The following is a 17,514-nucleotide window of genomic DNA, read 5'->3' as shown; positions in this document are numbered from 1 at the left end:
TCTGCTTACTTTACCTCTTCAAAATCTACATCTTCAACATTGTCTCCTTGAGCGTCAGCTTCTGGTTGCGCTTGTTGTGCACCAGCATCAGCTCCTGCAGCACCACCTTGAGCAGCCATTTCTTCAGATGCAGCTTGCCAAGATTCGTTAATTTTAGCTAAAGCAGTATCAATAGATGCTAAATCTTTAGATTCATGAGCAGCTTTTAAATCAACTAAAGCAGCTTCAATTGGTGCTTTTTTATCATCAGATAATTTATCACCAAATTCTTTTAATTGCTTTTCAGTTTGAAAAATCATAGAATCTGCTTCGTTGATTTTTTCTGCAGTTTCTTTTGCAGCTTTATCAGCATCAGCATTTTCTTCTGCTTCTTGTCTCATTTTAGCGATATCATCTTCAGATAATCCAGAAGAAGCTTCAATTCTAATTTCATGAGATTTGTTTGTTCCTTTGTCTAAAGCAGAAACTTTAATAATACCATTTGCATCAATGTCAAAAGTAACTTCAACTTGAGGTACACCTCTTTGTGCTGGAGGTAAACCATCTAAATGGAAACGTCCAATTGTATTATTATCTGCAGCCATAGCTCTTTCACCTTGTAAAACGTGAATTTCTACTGATGGTTGATTATCTACTGCTGTAGAAAATACTTGAGATTTTTTTGTAGGAATAGTTGTGTTTGCATCAATTAATTTTGTGAAAACATTACCCATTGTTTCAATACCTAAAGATAAAGGTGTAACGTCTAATAACAATACATCTTTAACATCTCCAGATAAAACTCCACCTTGAATAGCAGCTCCTAAAGCAACAACTTCATCAGGGTTTACACCTTTACTTGGCGCTTTTTTAAAGAATTTTTCAACAGCTTCTTGTACAGCAGGTATTCTTGTAGAACCACCAACTAAAACAACTTCATCAATATCAGAAATTGTTAAATCAGCATTTCTTAATGCAGTTTGACAAGGCTCAATAGTTCTTTTTATTAAATCGTCAATTAATTGCTCAAATTTAGATCTAGATAAAGATCTTACCAAGTGTTTTGGTCCACTAGCAGTAGCAGTTACATAAGGTAAGTTAATTTCTGTTGTAGCAGAAGAAGATAATTCAATCTTCGCTTTTTCAGCAGCTTCTTTTAAACGTTGTAAAGACATTGGGTCATCACGTAAATCGATTCCTTCGTCAGATTTAAATTCTTCAGCTAACCAGTTAATGATTTTTTCATCAACATCATCACCACCTAAATGCGTATCTCCATCAGTAGCTAATACTTCAAAAACACCATCTCCTAATTCTAAGATAGAAACATCATGTGTTCCACCACCAAAATCAAAAACAACGATTTTTTTATCGTCATGAGATTTGTCTAATCCATAAGCTAATGCAGCAGCAGTAGGCTCATTTATAATTCTTTTTACCTGTAAACCTGCAATTTCACCAGCTTCTTTTGTAGCCTGACGTTGTGCATCGTTAAAATATGCAGGTACAGTAATTACTGCTTCAGTAACCTCAGTTCCTAAATAATCTTCAGCAGTTTTTTTCATTTTTTGCAATACCATTGCAGAAATTTCTTGAGGCGTATATAAACGACCATCAATATCTACTCTTGGTGTATCATTATCTCCTTTTACTACTTTATAAGGAACTCTTTTTGCTTCTTTAGTAGATTCAGAAAATTTGTTACCCATAAAACGTTTAATAGAATAAACAGTTTTTGTTGGGTTCGTCACAGCTTGTCTTTTAGCTGGGTCACCAATTTTACGTTCTCCTCCTTCAACAAAGGCAACGATAGATGGTGTAGTTCTTTTTCCTTCTGCGTTAGGAATTACAACTGGCTCATTTCCTTCCATTACAGAAACACAAGAGTTTGTTGTACCTAAATCGATTCCAATTATTTTACTCATAATATTTGTTTAATATGTTTTAATTCAACTTTACATTTTCTATTAGTCAAACTGTATGCCAACTGCTTTTTGACTTGAAAATGTCAGTTTTTTAAAAAAATATTTTAAAATGATGTGACATTGTGACATAAAATGTATCTAATATATTGAATAGGAAGAATTTTTGAAAAGCATTTTTATTTTCTTATATTTGGATTGTTCAATTAGAATGAAACATTATTTAATAAAACTAAACACGTAATTATGAGTAAATTTGACGAGAAAGTAGCACAGTATTCTAAATTTATGGACGATAAAGGTCTAAAATATGATGCAGACTTATTAAAAGCTGTAACAAAAGGTTTAGGGCCATCTATATATAAAAGAGATGCTGAAACAGTTTCTGGTTCTGATGCAAAAGAATTATTAACAGTTAAGAAGAACTTTTTAATGAAAAAGTTAGGTTTAGATGACGGACCAAAATTAGATGAAGCTATTGCTAAAGTTGTTGAAGCTATTGGTAAATCTGAAAGAAGCAAGTATAGAGCAGTAGTTTACTATATGTTAGCCGTTGAATTCGGTAAAGAATCTATTTACAATTAATATAATCTTATATTTTTGATAAAAAATCCAACTCATTGAGTTGGATTTTTTACATTTACCGCGATTCTTAGTTTAAATTTTACGAATGTCGCAATTTATAAGTGTTTTCGATATGTTGAAGATTGGTGTTGGTCCATCAAGCTCACATACTTTAGGTCCTTGGCGTGCTGCTGAGCAATGGATTTATCAATTAAAAGAAAATAAAAAGTTTAATTTAGTTGATGCAATTCAAGTTGATTTATATGGATCTCTTTCTTTAACAGGAAAAGGACATGCTACAGACTTAGCAATTCAATTAGGTTTAAGTGGTGCGGATCCAGAATATGTGCCAATTAAAGATATAGCAGGAATCATAGATGACATTAAAAATAAAGAAAAACTTTTTTTTAATGACGAAAAAAATGTTCCGTTTTATAAAACTTCAATAGTATTTAATAGAGAATTCCTTCCTTTTCATGCAAACGGAATTAAATTTACAGGTTTTTTTAAAGGTGATGAAGTTTCTACTCAAACTTATTATTCTATTGGTGGAGGTTTTATTGTACAAGAAAACGATCATTTAGAAGAAGAAATTAAAATTAATAAAAAGAATTTCCCTTTTCCGGTAAACAGAGCGATTCAATTAGAAGAATATTGTGAAAAAGAAAATTTATCAATTTCAGAAATTGTTTATTTAAATGAATTAGAACTTAATTCAGCCGAATTTATTGATAAAGAAATTCATAGAATTTGGGATACCATGTTAGAATGTATGTACACAGGCTGTCATACAGAAGGGAGACTTCCTGGAGGATTAAATGTAAAAAGACGTGCTTTTGATACGCATAAAAAATTAATTAAAGATACAAGTTATACAAATCCAAAAGAATGGATTACTGCTATAAGAAGTACAGAAGTAAAGTTTAGAGAAATTTTAAAATGGGTAAGTTGTTTTGCTCTTTCTGTAAATGAAGTGAATGCAGCTTTGGGTAGAGTAGTTACAGCACCAACAAATGGAAGTGCAGGTGTAATTCCTGCTGTTTTAATGTATTATATGGTGATAGAAAACCATGAAGCTGACTTTAATCAAATTAAAAAATTCTTATTAACTGCAGGAGAAATTGGCAGTATCTTCAAGAAAAATGCTACAATATCTGCAGCAATGGGAGGTTGTCAGGCAGAAATAGGAGTGTCATCTGCAATGGCAGCTGGAGCTTTAACCGAATTGTTAGGCGGAACAGCAGCTCAATGTTTATCTGCCGCAGAAATAGCAATGGAACATCATTTAGGTTTAACCTGCGATCCTATTGGAGGTTTGGTACAAGTACCTTGTATTGAAAGAAATTCTATGGGAGCAATAAAGGCGATTCATGCAGCAGAAATTGCTTTAGAAACAGATCCAAAAGAATCTTTGGTACATTTAGATGAAGTAATTGATACCATGTGGGAAACTGCCAAAGACATGAATAAGAATTACAAAGAAACTTCTGAAGGAGGTTTAGCAGTAACGGTAAGGATTGTGGATTGTTAATTTAGTATTAAGTCTCAGTAAGCAGTCTCAGTTGGCAGTGATGTAAGTTGTTTCTTAACAATTGACATTGCTAGTTTACGAAGCAATCTCTTTATAAAATTGAGTTTTTTATTTATTTTACTTCTATTTTTTTACCTAAAAATTTAGGTTGAACATTAAAAAGTATATCAACAAAAACTTTAACTCTTGCTAAATGTTCACGTAAACGAACTTTTAAACCATATTTACCAGAAATACCTTTTGCATTAAAACCAATTGCTTTAATATTAAAATGTTCTGCTAAATAAATAGCTCTTTCGTTATGGAATTGTTGCGAGATTATTGTCACAGAATTCTGACCAAAAATTTTTTTTACTCTAACAACAGAATCTAAAGTTCTAAAACCTGCATAATCTAAAAATATTTTATTTTCTGGAATTCCTGCTTTTATGAGATCGTTTTTAAAATCTGTTGGCTCATCATAACTTTTAGAACTATTATCACCACTAATAACTATAAATTCAATTTTATTAGATTTAAATAATTGAATTGCAGCATTCAATCTATACTTGTAGTATAAATTTATGTTGCCATTTCTTAATAGTTTTGAAGTTCCTAAAATTAAACCAACGTTGTTTTTAGGTATGTTTTTAGTTTCTGAATAAATTTTTCCTTGCGCATTTTTTACAATTAATTTATCAGATAAAAAGATGCTGAAAACAGAAACAATTATAAAGAATAAAAATATTTTTACGAGTTTAATAAAAGTTTTCTTTTTCAATTAGATCTTATTTTTTGAAGAGTATTATGACTGCAACTGAATACTGAATACTAATTTCTATCTAGTAAAAACTAAATCATTTCCTGTAGATAATTCTTCAGAAAAACGATATTTATCAACATTAAAACCTTTTAAACCATCAATTGTCTTTACATTATTTTCAATAATATAACGGACCATTAATCCACGTGCTTTTTTAGCGTATGTCATAACAATTTTATATTCTCCGTTTTTAAAATCTTTAAAAACAGGTGTAATCATTGGCACTTTTAAAACTTTTTTAGGAATCACTTTAAAATATTCTGAGCTTGCCAAATTAACAAGTAACTCACCATCTTCTAATTCGCTATTTAAAGATTTTGCAACAGTGTCATCCCAAAATTTATATAAATTTTCTGTGCTACCAACTTTTAATCGTGTTCCCATTTCTAAACGGTAAGGTTGTATTAAATCTAAAGGTTTTAATACACCATATAAACCAGATAATATTCTTAAGTTATTTTGAAGTAGTGGTAATTTTTCTTCATCCAAAGAATTTACATCAATTCCTTGAAAAACGGCACCAGTAAAAGAGTAAATAGCTTGTTTTGAGTTTTCTGGAGTAAATGGAGTTTCCCAAGTTTGATTTCTATCATAATTCAATGCAGACAAATCATCAGAGATTTTCATCAATTCTGATAACTTTTTCTTTGAAAGTGTTTTTAGTTTTTTATTCAACTTTTTAGATTTCTCTAAAAAACGAGGTTGCGTATGTAAACTTGTTGGTGCTTTGCTTTCGAAATCTAAAGATTTTGCTGGAGATATAATGATTTTCATTGAATGCTTTTATTATGAATGTAAAAATACAATTGAAAAAAGAAATCTCAAACTTTTTAAGAATGGAATAACTGATAATTAAATAACAATTGTTGATATAGAAATTTTAGTTAGTTTCATGTTTTAAAATCGACAAACAGAGCATGAACAAATCGTTACTTTTTTTACCAGATATTTCAGGATTTACAGAATTTGTTCAAACAACAGAGGTAGAACACAGTCAGCATGTAATTTCTGAATTATTAGAAGTATTGATTGCTGCAAACACAGAAGATTTACAATTAGCAGAAATTGAAGGAGATGCATTGTTCTTTTATAAAGAAAAGGAAATACCTTCTTTAGAAAGATTATTGGCTTTAACAGAACACATTTTTACGGCATTTTACAGCCATTTAAAATTATTAGAAAAAAACAGAATTTGTCCTTGTAACGCATGTTCTTCAGCACCTAAATTGCAATTGAAAATTGTTGCACATTGTGGTGAATTACAGTTTTTAACGGTTCAGAATAATAGAAAGCCTTTTGGAAGTCAGGTGATTGAAGTTCATAGATTAATGAAAAATTCTGTTGAAAGTGATAATTATGTTTTGTTTAGTAAAGAACTGACGGATAATATTGGTTTGTCAGGCTATTATCAATCAAAATTATATGATTTTAAAAAAGGAAGTGATAGTTATGATGGTAAACAATTAGATTACTTATTTTCTGTAATTGATAATGATAATTTAAAAATAAAGTCATTTCCTACAGCAAGTAAAGTTACTTTCAATAAACCGCCAACGTTCACTTTTGAAAAAGAATTTCCAGTGTCTGCGAACGTTTTATTAGAATCTATATCTAATTATTCTTATAGAAAACAATGGACAGAAGGTGTTGATGAAATTAAGTTTAATGTAAATGAAGTTACACGTTTAGGTTCTGAACATATATGTGTTATCAATGAAAAGAATTTAGATTTTGTAGTTGTAACAAAAGATGTAAAACGTGGTCAATTAGTTTATGGTGAAATGACAAAAAGTCCATTTCCAATAAACGCGTTATATCAGTTTTATGTTATAACTCCATTAAATTCAGGGTCTTGTCGTTTAGTTTTAGAGAATTATATTGAAGCAAAATCACCAATCAAAAAGTTGATTGTTTTTTTAATACTCAAAAAAATATTCAAAAGAAATTTTGAAAAAGGATTGCATAAGTTATTTGATTTCGTAAAAACGAAGAATAATTTATAAGGCTATCCAAACTATTTGATTTATCTTGGGTCAAAGAATAGAAATCAACATAACAATACTTGAGTAAAGACGCTGAACTTGTAAAAAAGTTAAAGGATGCTACATTAAAAGATACTGCTTTTAGTGAGTTGCTTGACGTCTACCAGGAACGTTTGTATTGGCATATTAGAAAGATAGTTACCACGCATGAAAATGCTGATGACGTCTTGCAAAACACCTTTATTAGAATCTACAAAAACATTCAGAAATTTGAAGGAAAAAGTAGTTTACATACTTGGATGTATCGAATTGCTTACAATGAATCCATTCGTTTTTTAGAGAAAAACAATAAGAAAAGGTATGATAATATAGATGAAGTTTCAGAATCTAATTTAGAAGCTTTATTTGAAGATGCTTATTTTGATGGAGATGAAGTTCAGAAAAAACTAAATACTATTATTGATGGATTTAAAGAGAAACAAAAGCGCGTGTTTCAAATGAAATATTTCGATGATTTGAGTTTTCGGCAGATGTCAGTAATTTTAGAAATATCAGAAAGCACATTAAAATCGACTTATTATTCAGCAGTAAAAATTATTGAAGAAAAAATATTTTTATAAATCCAAACTATTTTTAAAAAGTAGGGTCTAACTAATACATTATGAAAAAATCAACAGAAAATAACAACAAAAAGAACTTTCTAAAAGAAGGTTTTAAAGGTGATATTTCTAAACATCATAAAGAATCTTTAGGAACAACGATTCCTGAAGGATATTTTGCGAAATCTAAAATGTCAATCTTAGATAAAATAAAAGAAGAAGCGATAATAGAAGTGCCAAAAGAAACTAAGAAACAAAACGTTTTTTGGATTCGACCTCAATTTAGATATATGGCTGCAGCTTCTTTAGTTTTTATTTTGAGTTTAACAATTTGGTTGCAAAGTGCAGATAATAATAACGTAGATGAAAATAATATTGAGTTTTTATCCTTTTCAGATGATAATTTAATCAACTCTTTATTAATCGACGATTCTGAATTTGAAGCATTTGCAGATGCTACTTTAATTAATGAAGTTTTGATTAAAGCAGAACTTTCGGAACAAGTAATGGATGATTTATTTTTAAATTCTTTGTTTGTAGAAGATTCATTAATAGATGATTATACAGATGATAAGTTTTTAGAAATAATTATTTTATAAATTTTTCAAACTATTTAAAAAAACATAGTTCTAAGTAAATAGAAACAATTATTAATTAAAAACTTACAATTATGAGAACTTCAATTTCTAGTAAAAGCATTCAAAAAGGGAGTGTTTTATTTTTATCAATTAGTGCGTTTATTTTATCAATGTTATTGTTTACTTCCTGTTCAGAAACAGAAAATGTTGAAACAGTAGCAGATGATGCCACTTTAATTTCACAAATAGAAAGCGCAAAAACAGTTACAGTTGATGCAAGTAGTTTACCAGCAGCAACAGCATCCGTTTTTAACGGAGATTTAGCAGATAGCTTTATCACAAATGTAGAATTAGCTTCAGGTTTAGGATATGAAGTTTCTGTAAGTACTGATAATGAATCAAGAGAAGATGTAGCAAGTACTGTGTTTTTCTCTACAAATGGGAATCAATTAGCAGATTCAAATACAAAAAGAAAAAAGAGAAGACATCAATGTTTCCAATTTGTATTTCCTATAGATTTTATCATGGCAGATGCAACTTCAATTACTTTAAATAGTAAAGAAGATTGGATTTTAATTAGAGATTGGTATAAAGCAAACCCTGATGTAACAGAAAGACCAGAATTAGTTTTTCCTATAGATATTACTTTAGAAGATGGAACTGTGCAAACTTTAATTGATAGTGATGAATTAGCTACTGTTAAAGATTCTTGTAAAAAAGGAAAAAACAAAAAAAAGTGTTATAAACTAGTTTTACCTGTTAGCTTTACAATGGCTGATGCTTCTGTAATTGAAGTAAATGAAAGAGCTGATTTTAAATTATTAAGAGAGTGGTGTAAAGCAAATCCAGATGCAACAGAAAAAGCAAGCTTAAATTATCCTGTAGATGTTATATATAGAGATGATACAACAGCAACAATAAATGATGCAACAGAAATGCAAGCTGCTAAAGATGCTTGTAATTAATAAATAGTAATTTTGTACTTTAGATGTTTAAGAGCAAAAAAAATAAATTTAAAATGAAATTAAAAACCATCATATATACAGTTAGCTTTATGAGTTTGATGTTCTTTAATACAACACTTTTTGCTCAAGATTCTAGTTATGATTTAATTACCAAGGAGCTTACAAAAGAGCAAAGAGATTTATTACAGAAAGAAAGAACGGTAATGAAAACAAATCGTGATGCATTTAAAGCAACACTTACAAAAGAGCAATTAGCTATTTTAAGAGATAAAACCATTTCTAAAAGTGAAATAAGAGCAAAGTTGATGTCTACTTTTACCAATACACAAAAAGATTTGGTAAGAAATCAACAAGTTCGCTTAAGAAAGACGAGAGATAATTTTAGAAAAACGCTTACTGGAGAGCAACGTAAGATGCTTAAAGAGCGAATAGATAAAATTAGAGAATCGAAAGATAGGGGAGAACTTAAAGATGGTACAAGACAAAATAATGTTAAAGACGGAAAGAAAAGGAGAGTAAGAAGTAATTAGTTTTAAAATTTATGACACATCCTTTTCAGGAAATTAAAACAGCTATAAAAGTTTTAGGGTTGCTATTGTTTACAATGGCAACCTCTTTTTGTTCATATGCACAAGAAAATAAAGACGATGATATTGATGGTTTATTAGACGAACTTTTTTTTAATGATCAGCAGTTTTTAGATGAGTTGATAGAAAGCGATTTTTCTTATAGTTTTTTATATACTTCAGTTTCTTACAATAGCAATACTTTTTTTTCAGGAAGAGATTCTGGTACAGATCAGTTTAATATGGTTCCTCAAGTTTCTTATTATCATTCTTCAGGATTTAATGCAAGTATTTCAGGTATTTATTATGAAAATTTTGCCCCAAGTTGGGATTTTACAAGTGTTTCTGCAGGATATTTTAATACACTAGATAAAAAGAAAAGTATTACTTATAATTTAGGTTATACAAAGTATTTTTATTCTGATGGTTATGATGGATTTACAAATTCTTTGGATTTAAGCCTAGGAGTCAGAAATAAAAAAAGGACTTTAGGAAGTAATATTTCTGTTTCTTATTTATTTGGTACAGAAGAAAGTTATCAATTAGTTTCTAGTAGTTTTGTGAATCTTACTTTAAAAAGAAATCAAGATTTTGCATTGCGTTTAAGACCTAGGTTAAATTTTATAATTGCAAAACAAAATATTACAATCGATAGAATTGTTGTTTTAGCAAACAGAACTATCTTAAGATCCTTTAATTTTAATGTGTTCGATTTATTAAACACACAAATAAACATTCCGCTATCTCTATCCTTAAAATCTTGGGATTTTGAATTAGGTTACAATCTTAATTTACCAAATGCTTTGTCTTATGAAAGCGATCTTGAAACCACAAGTTACTTTAATTTTTCCGTTGGCTATTTGTTCGATTTAAGCAAGAAATAACCAAGTATTTAAAATCACAATTTATTCTTCTACGAGTTCAGAAAGAGATTTATAGTTTTAATTTTTTCGAATTAAATAAGTATTTACAGAACATCAATAAAATTAAATTTCAAAGAATTTAGTGTTTCTTTTATTTATTAATCGTAATATTGCAATAAACAAATTAAGATGGGTTTAACAAAGTCAGAATTTTTTACTGAAGAACAAAATGAAATTGCTGCAATTGCAAAAGTGTTAGGACATCCTGCAAGAATTGCAATTTTAGATTTTATAATAAAACTAGAAACCTGTGTTTGTGGAGACTTGGTAAAAGACATTGGTTTGGCGCAACCAACCATTTCTCAGCATTTAAAAGAGTTAAAAAAAGTAGGTATTATAAAAGGTAGGGTAGAAGGCACAAGTGTGTGTTATTGTATCGATGAAGAAAATTGGGAGAGAATAAAAAATAGATTAAATAAGTTTTTAAATAAAAATCCAACAGAAAACTGTTGTTAATACATATAGATTATGAAATTATCAGAAATTAAAAATCACTTAAAAGGTTTAGATAAAATAGGTTTTCAATTACCAAATGGAGAATTAGTAGCAAGTCATTTTCATGTTACGGAAGTTGGTAAAATAACAAAAGACTTTATTGATTGTGGAGGTAAAGTAAGAAGTGAAGCGGTTATTAATTTTCAACTTTGGGAAGAAAATGATTACGATCACAGATTACATCCAGAGAAGTTAGTACATATTATAGAATTATCAGAAAAGATTTTTAAGTTTGATGATTTAGAAATTGAAGTAGAATATCAAGGAAAAGAAACAATTGGGAAATACAATTTAGATTTTGACGGAACCAACTTTTTGTTAACCTCAAAACTTACAGCGTGTTTAGCAAAAGATGCTTGTGGTATTCCAGAAGAAAAGCCAAAACTTAAAATTATTGAAGCAGAAGGTTCTTGTTGCGGCCCTACTTCTGGTTGTTGTTAATATGAATTATATAAAAAAGTTTCAAGACTTTTGTAATTATTAAAGCTAGCTGTACTAGTTTAAAAACTGGAATAGCAAGCTTTTTTTGTGTAATTCTAGAATTTTGTTAGGTTACCAAGTTTTGGTATATTTGAATAAATATTATTCGAAATGGGAAAAAACACATCAATATCTCTAGGAAATCATTTTGAGGAGTTTATAAATTATGAAGTGAGCTCTGGGAAATACAGTTCAGTGAGCGAAGTAATTCGTTCTGCTCTGAGGCTGTTAGAGAGCGAAGAAAAAAAAGAAAGAGAATTAATTAAGGCTTTAGAAATTGGCGAAAAGAGTGGTTTAGTAGATGATTTTAACCCAAAAGAGCATCTGAAAACTTTACATCGAAAATATTTATGAAAATAAATAAATATCGAATTAGTGAACAAGCTATTAATGATTTAAATGATATTTGGATTTACACATTGCACAAGTGGTCTAAAGAACAAGCGGATAGATATTATAATTTAATAATAGAGGAAATAGAATTTATAGCAGATAATTTTATGATTGGAAAGTCTGTAGAACAAACACGAAAAAACTACAGAGTAACGAAAGTAAAATCACATTTAATATTTCATAGAAAAACTGAAAATGAACTTGTAGAAATTGTTAGAGTTCTAAATCAAAGAATGGATCTCAAAAAATATTTGAATTAAAATAGAATAAAAGCTAAACGAAATATGGTATTCTTTTATGTTTTAGGATGCATTTCCTTTGTTGCAATTGTAATCTATTTTTTCATTTATAAAGACAGATTGAATGACAAAAATAGTTTAGAAAAGGAATGGCAAAGATTCCTTAAATCTGAATCTTTGAATTACATAAAGGGAATTGCTGCTAATGGAGATAAATTAATTTGGAATACAGCTCTTCAATCTAAACAATTAGACAAAATAATTGAAGTAGTAAAAGCAAGAGTATCCAAGTATCCCGAATTGAAAAAATTAGAAAACAATGCGTTCAATAAAAAGCTGCACCAAAATAGACCTTTGAGAAGGTATTAGAAAATAATGTCAATTACTGTGTATTTAAATCAGTTTCGTGTTTTTTAGAATAAAATTAAAATCAAAAAAAAGCGATTTAGGAACTAACCTAAATCGTTTTTTTATTTTTATAAATTGAATAACTTAATCCTGTTCCACATCTTTAGAATTCTCAGAATAAGTTCTCCATTTTTCTAAACAATCCGTAATATCTTGAGGAACGTCAGAATTAAACCTCATAAACTCTCCTGTTGTTGGATGCGTAAAACCTAATGTTTTTGCATGTAAAGCCTGTCTTGGTAACACCTTAAAACAGTTGTTTACAAATTGTTTGTATTTGGTAAACGTTGTCCCTTTTAAAATATCATCTCCACCATAACGCTCATCATTAAATAATGTGTGACCAATATGTTTAAAATGCGCTCTAATTTGATGCGTTCTACCAGTTTCTAATTTACATTGTACTAAAGTTACATACGTTAAACGCTCTAAAACTTTATAATGTGTAACAGCATGTTTTCCAAAATCGCCGTCAGGAAAAACATCCATTTGTAATCTGTTTTTAAAACTACGTCCAATATTTCCTTCAATAGTACCTTCATCATCTTCTACATGTCCCCAAACCAACGCATAATACAAGCGCTCTGTAGTTCTATCAAAAAATTGTTTAGACAGATTAGTCATTGCAAATTCTGTTTTTGCAACCACTAATAATCCACTAGTATCTTTATCAATTCTATGAACTAAACCTGGTCTTTCGTTAGAGTTTGTTGGTAGGTTTTCAATATGATAAATTAAACCGTTTACTAAAGTTCCAGAATAATTTCCATGACCTGGATGCACTACCATTCCTGCAGGTTTATTAACCACCATTACAGCATCATCTTCATACACAATATCTAAAGGAATATCTTCAGCAACCAATAACTTTTCTGCTGGTGGATATGATAAAACAACTCTTACAACATCATGTGGTTTTACTTTATGATTCGATTTTATTGCAACATCGTTTACTAAAATATTACCTGATTTTGCAGCTTGCTGAATTTTACTTCTGGTAGCGTTTTCGATGAAATTCATTAAGAATTTATCGACTCTTAAAGGTTCTTGTCCTTCACTAGCTGTAAACCTGTAATGTTCGTGTAAATCGTCGTTTTCTATATCTTGAGGTTGATCTTCTTGCATTTATTTAATTTAGTTGTAAAGTTTAAAAGAGAAAAAAGTTGTAAAGTCACAAAATTTCAAAGTTTTAAAATCACAAAGTGTATGTTTGTTAGAATTTTTATTTTTGCTTACTGCTTACTGCTTACTGCTTACTGCTTACTGCTTACTGCTTACTGCTTACTGCTTACTGCTTACTGCTTACTGCTTACTGCTTACTGCTTACTGCTTACTGCTTACTAGTTCCCTTTTCCATCACCTAAAACCAAATCTACAATAGAATTTAGTGGTAATTTATCTCCTGTGTTTAAAATTTGTCCTTTATAACGCAATCCACGTACAACATCTTTACCAATATCATTTACAAACGTGAAATTTGTACCCACATTTAATCCTTTAGCACGTAATTGAGAAACAGCTTGTCTTTTTGTTCTTCCATTTAAATCTGGGATGGTAACATCTCTATATTTAGATGGATTTAAAGTCAAATAAATTTTACGTTTTTCTTTTACAAAATCTCCAGTTTCAGGACTCTGTTCTATCACAGATTTCTTTGGATAGTTTGGATTGTAACTTGCGCTATCAATTACGATAAAATCTAAATCTAATTCTTTCAGTTTTTTACCTACATCTTCTAAAGACATTTTATGTAGGTTAGGAACTTGAATTTTTTGATCGTGATTGGTAGAAAAACCTAACCAATATTTTAAGGCAAAAATAAATACCAATAAACCTACAATTGCAATAGCAATTTGTATAAAGAAGGATTTACTTTTTATAAATTGAAAAACACTCATTTTTTGATTTTTAGAACATACAAAGATATAAAAAGTAAACGTTGCTATTTCTATAAATATTTTGATAAATTTGTTTTATTATTTTAGAACCAATGAAGAAGAATATTGCAATTGTTATGGGTGGTTATTCATCCGAAGTTAATATTTCACTTACGAGTGGAAATGTGGTTTATAACCACTTAGACAAAGAGAAGTACAATTCTTTTAGAGTCCATATTTTAAAGGAAAAATGGGTTGCTTTAGATGCTTCTGATACAGAATATCCTATTGATAAAAACGATTTTTCTTTTATACTTAATGGCAACTGCGTTGCCTTCGATTGTGTTTTTAATGCAATTCATGGAGCGCCAGGAGAAAACGGAATGTTATTGGCGTATTTTAATCTCATCAATTTAAAACATACTTCTGCCCCTTTTTATCAAATGGCGTTAACTTTTAACAAGAGAGATACGTTAAGTGTTGTAAAAGAATATGGCATTAAAACAGCCGTTTCTGTCTATTTAAATAAAGGTGATGTTGTAGATTTAGATAAAATAATTGCAAAAGTAGGTTTGCCATGTTTTGTGAAACCGAATAACGCAGGTTCTAGTTATGGTATTTCTAAAGCACATACAAAAGCAGAAATGTTACCCGCTTTAGAAAAAGCATACAAAGAAGATGCTGAGATTTTAATTGAATCTTTTTTAGACGGACCCGAGGTTTCTGTTGGTGTAATTCAATATAAAGGAGCCATAAAAGTGTTGCCAATTACAGAGATTGTTTCAGAAAATGATTTCTTTGATTATGAAGCAAAATATGAAGGGAAATCTCAAGAGATAACTCCTGCAAGAATATCCGAAGAAATAAAAATTAAAGTTGAAGAAGTGGCGAAGAAAGTATATTCGATTTTAAATATGTCTGGGTTTTCGCGTTCAGAATTTATTTTGGTAGATAATGAACCACATTTCTTAGAAATGAATACAGTTCCTGGTCTTACAGAAAATAGTATTTTGCCTCAACAAGCACAAGCAGCAGGAATTTCGTTAAAAGAATTATTCGATAATGCTATTGAGAGTGCTTTAAATTAGAAGATTCTTTAGAAACAAGAAACAAGAAACAAGAAACAAGAAACAGGACTCTTTTGAAACAGGAGACAGGAGACAGGAGACAGGAGACAGGAGACAGGAGACAAGATTATGATTTTTAGCTTTTTAAAGAAATAAATGATCAATAAGTGCTATTTAATGCTACTTTTTATGTTTATTTAATAAAAAAAAAGAAAGCTATGAAAAGACATAATTTTAAAAAATTACAAATTTGGCAAGAAGCAATTGATTTAGTTACTAATAATTATCAGTTTAAGGCTACATTACCAGATTATGAAAAATTTGGATTAAGAAGTCAATTAAATAGGTGTTCTGTGTCAATTGCATCAAATATATCTGAAGGTTCAAGTAAAAGGACTAATAAGCATTTTATGAAATATTTAGATGATAGTTTGGGTTCTGCTTTTGAATGGGAAACACAAATGATTATTTGTAAAAATTTAAATTTTATTTCACAAGAAAAATTTGAATACTTAGAAATAAAAATTAATAAATTACAACAAAAAATATCAAATTTCATTGATAGACCAGAAGAGAAATAATTATATAGAATAAGGAATCAAAAAATACGTTAGCGTCCTGATTCCTGTTTCAAAAAAATCAAAACCATCAAAAATCAAAAACATCAATTAAAAAAAAAAAAACATCAAATAAAAAATATATGAAAAGAGCTATTTTCCCTGGGTCATTTGATCCTTTAACTTCAGGACATTATGATATTATTAATCGTGGAGTTACTTTATTTGATGAACTAATTATTGCCATTGGTGTAAATGCAGATAAAAAATATATGTTCACTTTAGAAGAACGTAAAAAATTTATTGAAGATTCTTTTTCTGATAACCCAAAAGTAAAAGTAGTTACTTACACAGGTTTAACGGTAGATTTTTGTGCTAAAAACGATATTGAATTTATTTTAAGAGGTTTAAGAAATCCTGCAGATTTTGAGTTCGAAAAAGCAATAGCACATACAAATAGAGAGTTATCTACTATAGAAACGGTGTTTTTATTAACAGCGGCAAGTACCTCTTATATTTCTTCTTCAATTGTAAGAGATGTAATTAGAAATAACGGAGATTATACAAAGTTAGTTCCTAAAGCGGTTAGAGTAAAGAAGTAATTAATAAACTAAATCAAGAGAAATGAAAAAAATTGTAACTACAGTCATATTAATGATCATAACATTTGTTGGGTTTTCTCAAAAAAGTTCTTATTATAAAGTAGGCGATACCTTGTATTATGAAAATAATAGAGCAACTTATGGTAAAACCAATACGCTAGTGATTCTTAAAGAAACTAATGTAGCTAATGATACTTATAAAGTAGAAAAGTATTTGTTAGATGAATCTAAGAATACATACATTTTAGATTCTAAATTTACAACCAATGGTTTACAAATATTAATGTCTAATGGCGATTATATTTCTTATCACAAAAATGGTAAAAAGGCTTCTGAAGGACAAACTGTAAATGGTAAAAAAGGTGCTGGTATTTGGACTTATTTTTACCCAAATGGAGAAAAGAAATGTGAACAGAAAGAAGTTTCTGAAAATTACTTTAATGATAAAGTAAAAAAGGTAATGGTTAATTTTTGGGATGAAAAAGGAAGGCAAACTGTGAAAAAAGGAAATGGTTTCGTTCAGTACAAAGATGATGATGGACTTTTAATTAAAGGGAGTTACAAAAAAGGAGTAAGAAATGAAACTTGGACTGCTTTTGATGGAAAAGTGAAAAAGTATGAAGAAACTTATAAAAAAGGAGTGTTAACTAAAGGAACTAGTTGGAATACTGAAGGTGCTAGTTTTGATTATAAAGAAGTGTTTGCACCCGCTTATTATAAGAAAAATGACAAAAGTTCTGTAAGAAAATATGTGGATAACAACTTTAAACCAAAGAAAGTTGGAGTTGGTGGAGATATTAATGTAAAGTTTTTAATAACCAAAGAAGGACTTGTTCAAAATGTAAATATAATAAGAGGCTTAACGGGAGATTATAATACAGAAGTAAAAAGAGTATTGTCAGAAATGAAAGGATGGTTTCCTGCTAAAAAAAGAGGTCAGGCTTATGATTCTACCTATTCTTTAGATTTACATTTTTCAGAATAA

22 protein-coding genes are annotated in these 17,514 nt (G+C 29.3%); 17 read left to right on the top strand and 5 right to left on the bottom strand.

Annotated features, from left to right (window positions below):
* Positions 1-5 precede the first annotated feature (5 nt).
* Positions 6-1,904: a molecular chaperone DnaK gene (gene dnaK, locus BTO07_RS07430; RefSeq protein WP_087520631.1), complete on the bottom strand. Its 1,899-nt coding sequence runs from the start codon at positions 1,902-1,904 to the stop codon at positions 6-8.
* Positions 1,905-2,147: 243 nt separating this feature from the next.
* Between dnaK and BTO07_RS07425 the strand changes: the two genes are divergently transcribed.
* On the top strand, positions 2,148-2,486 hold the full coding sequence (locus BTO07_RS07425; protein ID WP_087520630.1) for a DUF2853 family protein: 339 nt from the start codon (positions 2,148-2,150) through the stop codon (positions 2,484-2,486).
* A gap of 85 nt (positions 2,487-2,571) precedes the next feature.
* Positions 2,572-3,996 (top strand): L-serine ammonia-lyase, encoded by a 1,425-nt coding sequence (locus BTO07_RS07420; protein ID WP_087520629.1) that lies wholly within the window; start codon positions 2,572-2,574, stop codon positions 3,994-3,996.
* Between the two features lie 112 nt (positions 3,997-4,108).
* Here the strand turns inward: BTO07_RS07420 and BTO07_RS07415 are convergent, their stop codons facing one another.
* Positions 4,109-4,756 (bottom strand): SanA/YdcF family protein, encoded by a 648-nt coding sequence (locus BTO07_RS07415; protein ID WP_087520628.1) that lies wholly within the window; start codon positions 4,754-4,756, stop codon positions 4,109-4,111.
* A 57-nt stretch (positions 4,757-4,813) separates the two neighbouring features.
* Positions 4,814-5,572, bottom strand: coding sequence for a peroxide stress protein YaaA (yaaA, locus tag BTO07_RS07410; RefSeq protein ID WP_087520627.1), 759 nt, complete (start codon positions 5,570-5,572; stop codon positions 4,814-4,816).
* A gap of 143 nt (positions 5,573-5,715) precedes the next feature.
* Here yaaA and BTO07_RS07405 point away from each other — a divergent pair, with 143 nt between their 5' ends.
* The 11 genes from BTO07_RS07405 (at position 5,716) to BTO07_RS07355 (ending at position 12,387) form a co-directional block, all read left to right on the top strand.
* Positions 5,716-6,801, top strand: a complete 1,086-nt coding sequence (locus tag BTO07_RS07405) for a DUF2652 domain-containing protein (protein WP_087520626.1) — start codon at positions 5,716-5,718, stop codon at positions 6,799-6,801.
* 59 nt (positions 6,802-6,860) lie between these two features.
* A complete protein-coding gene (locus tag BTO07_RS07400) occupies positions 6,861-7,400 on the top strand; it encodes an RNA polymerase sigma factor (protein ID WP_087520625.1) in 540 nt (179 codons plus the stop codon).
* A 41-nt stretch (positions 7,401-7,441) separates the two neighbouring features.
* On the top strand, positions 7,442-7,978 hold the full coding sequence (locus BTO07_RS07395) for a hypothetical protein (protein ID WP_087520624.1): 537 nt from the start codon (positions 7,442-7,444) through the stop codon (positions 7,976-7,978).
* 71 nt (positions 7,979-8,049) lie between these two features.
* A complete protein-coding gene (locus tag BTO07_RS07390; RefSeq protein WP_087520623.1) occupies positions 8,050-8,922 on the top strand; it encodes a hypothetical protein in 873 nt (290 codons plus the stop codon).
* 53 nt (positions 8,923-8,975) lie between these two features.
* Complete coding sequence (locus BTO07_RS07385; protein WP_157663306.1) at positions 8,976-9,452, top strand: hypothetical protein; 477 nt, start codon at positions 8,976-8,978, stop codon at positions 9,450-9,452.
* Positions 9,453-9,463: 11 nt separating this feature from the next.
* Positions 9,464-10,372, top strand: a complete 909-nt coding sequence (locus BTO07_RS17520) for a hypothetical protein (RefSeq protein ID WP_232457102.1) — start codon at positions 9,464-9,466, stop codon at positions 10,370-10,372.
* A gap of 168 nt (positions 10,373-10,540) precedes the next feature.
* Positions 10,541-10,867: an ArsR/SmtB family transcription factor gene (locus BTO07_RS07375; protein ID WP_087520621.1), complete on the top strand. Its 327-nt coding sequence runs from the start codon at positions 10,541-10,543 to the stop codon at positions 10,865-10,867.
* 12 nt (positions 10,868-10,879) lie between these two features.
* Positions 10,880-11,347, top strand: a complete 468-nt coding sequence (locus tag BTO07_RS07370) for a DUF6428 family protein (protein ID WP_087520620.1) — start codon at positions 10,880-10,882, stop codon at positions 11,345-11,347.
* A gap of 150 nt (positions 11,348-11,497) precedes the next feature.
* Positions 11,498-11,740 (top strand): type II toxin-antitoxin system ParD family antitoxin, encoded by a 243-nt coding sequence (locus tag BTO07_RS07365; protein ID WP_087520619.1) that lies wholly within the window; start codon positions 11,498-11,500, stop codon positions 11,738-11,740.
* Positions 11,737-12,039, top strand: coding sequence for a type II toxin-antitoxin system RelE/ParE family toxin (locus BTO07_RS07360; RefSeq protein WP_087520618.1), 303 nt, complete (start codon positions 11,737-11,739; stop codon positions 12,037-12,039). Before BTO07_RS07365 ends, BTO07_RS07360 begins: the two co-directional genes overlap by 4 nt.
* A 24-nt stretch (positions 12,040-12,063) precedes the next feature.
* Positions 12,064-12,387 carry a hypothetical protein gene (locus BTO07_RS07355; protein ID WP_087520617.1) on the top strand — a complete coding sequence of 108 codons (324 nt, stop codon included), beginning with the start codon at positions 12,064-12,066 and terminating at the stop codon, positions 12,385-12,387.
* 123 nt (positions 12,388-12,510) lie between these two features.
* Here BTO07_RS07355 and BTO07_RS07350 read toward each other — a convergent pair whose 3' ends face one another.
* Together BTO07_RS07350 and BTO07_RS07345 are read right to left on the bottom strand one after the other, a co-directional pair.
* Complete coding sequence (locus tag BTO07_RS07350; protein ID WP_087520616.1) at positions 12,511-13,551, bottom strand: RluA family pseudouridine synthase; 1,041 nt, start codon at positions 13,549-13,551, stop codon at positions 12,511-12,513.
* Positions 13,552-13,766: 215 nt separating this feature from the next.
* The gene (locus BTO07_RS07345) at positions 13,767-14,324 is read right to left on the bottom strand and encodes a PASTA domain-containing protein (RefSeq protein WP_087520615.1); all 558 of its coding nucleotides are present in this window, start codon (positions 14,322-14,324) and stop codon (positions 13,767-13,769) included.
* Positions 14,325-14,416: 92 nt separating this feature from the next.
* Between BTO07_RS07345 and BTO07_RS07340 the strand changes: the two genes are divergently transcribed.
* From BTO07_RS07340 to BTO07_RS07325, 4 genes are all read left to right on the top strand, one after another.
* Positions 14,417-15,391: a D-alanine--D-alanine ligase gene (locus BTO07_RS07340; RefSeq protein ID WP_087520614.1), complete on the top strand. Its 975-nt coding sequence runs from the start codon at positions 14,417-14,419 to the stop codon at positions 15,389-15,391.
* Positions 15,392-15,588: 197 nt separating this feature from the next.
* Positions 15,589-15,951, top strand: a complete 363-nt coding sequence (locus BTO07_RS07335) for a four helix bundle protein (RefSeq protein ID WP_087522577.1) — start codon at positions 15,589-15,591, stop codon at positions 15,949-15,951.
* Between the two features lie 119 nt (positions 15,952-16,070).
* Positions 16,071-16,529, top strand: coding sequence for a pantetheine-phosphate adenylyltransferase (gene coaD, locus BTO07_RS07330; protein WP_087520613.1), 459 nt, complete (start codon positions 16,071-16,073; stop codon positions 16,527-16,529).
* Between the two features lie 22 nt (positions 16,530-16,551).
* On the top strand, positions 16,552-17,514 hold the full coding sequence (locus tag BTO07_RS07325) for an energy transducer TonB (RefSeq protein WP_157663305.1): 963 nt from the start codon (positions 16,552-16,554) through the stop codon (positions 17,512-17,514).

The organism is Polaribacter sp. SA4-12, assembly GCF_002163675.1.
GTDB lineage: Bacteria > Bacteroidota > Bacteroidia > Flavobacteriales > Flavobacteriaceae > Polaribacter.
This window is presented reverse-complemented; position numbering and strand designations above follow the sequence as displayed.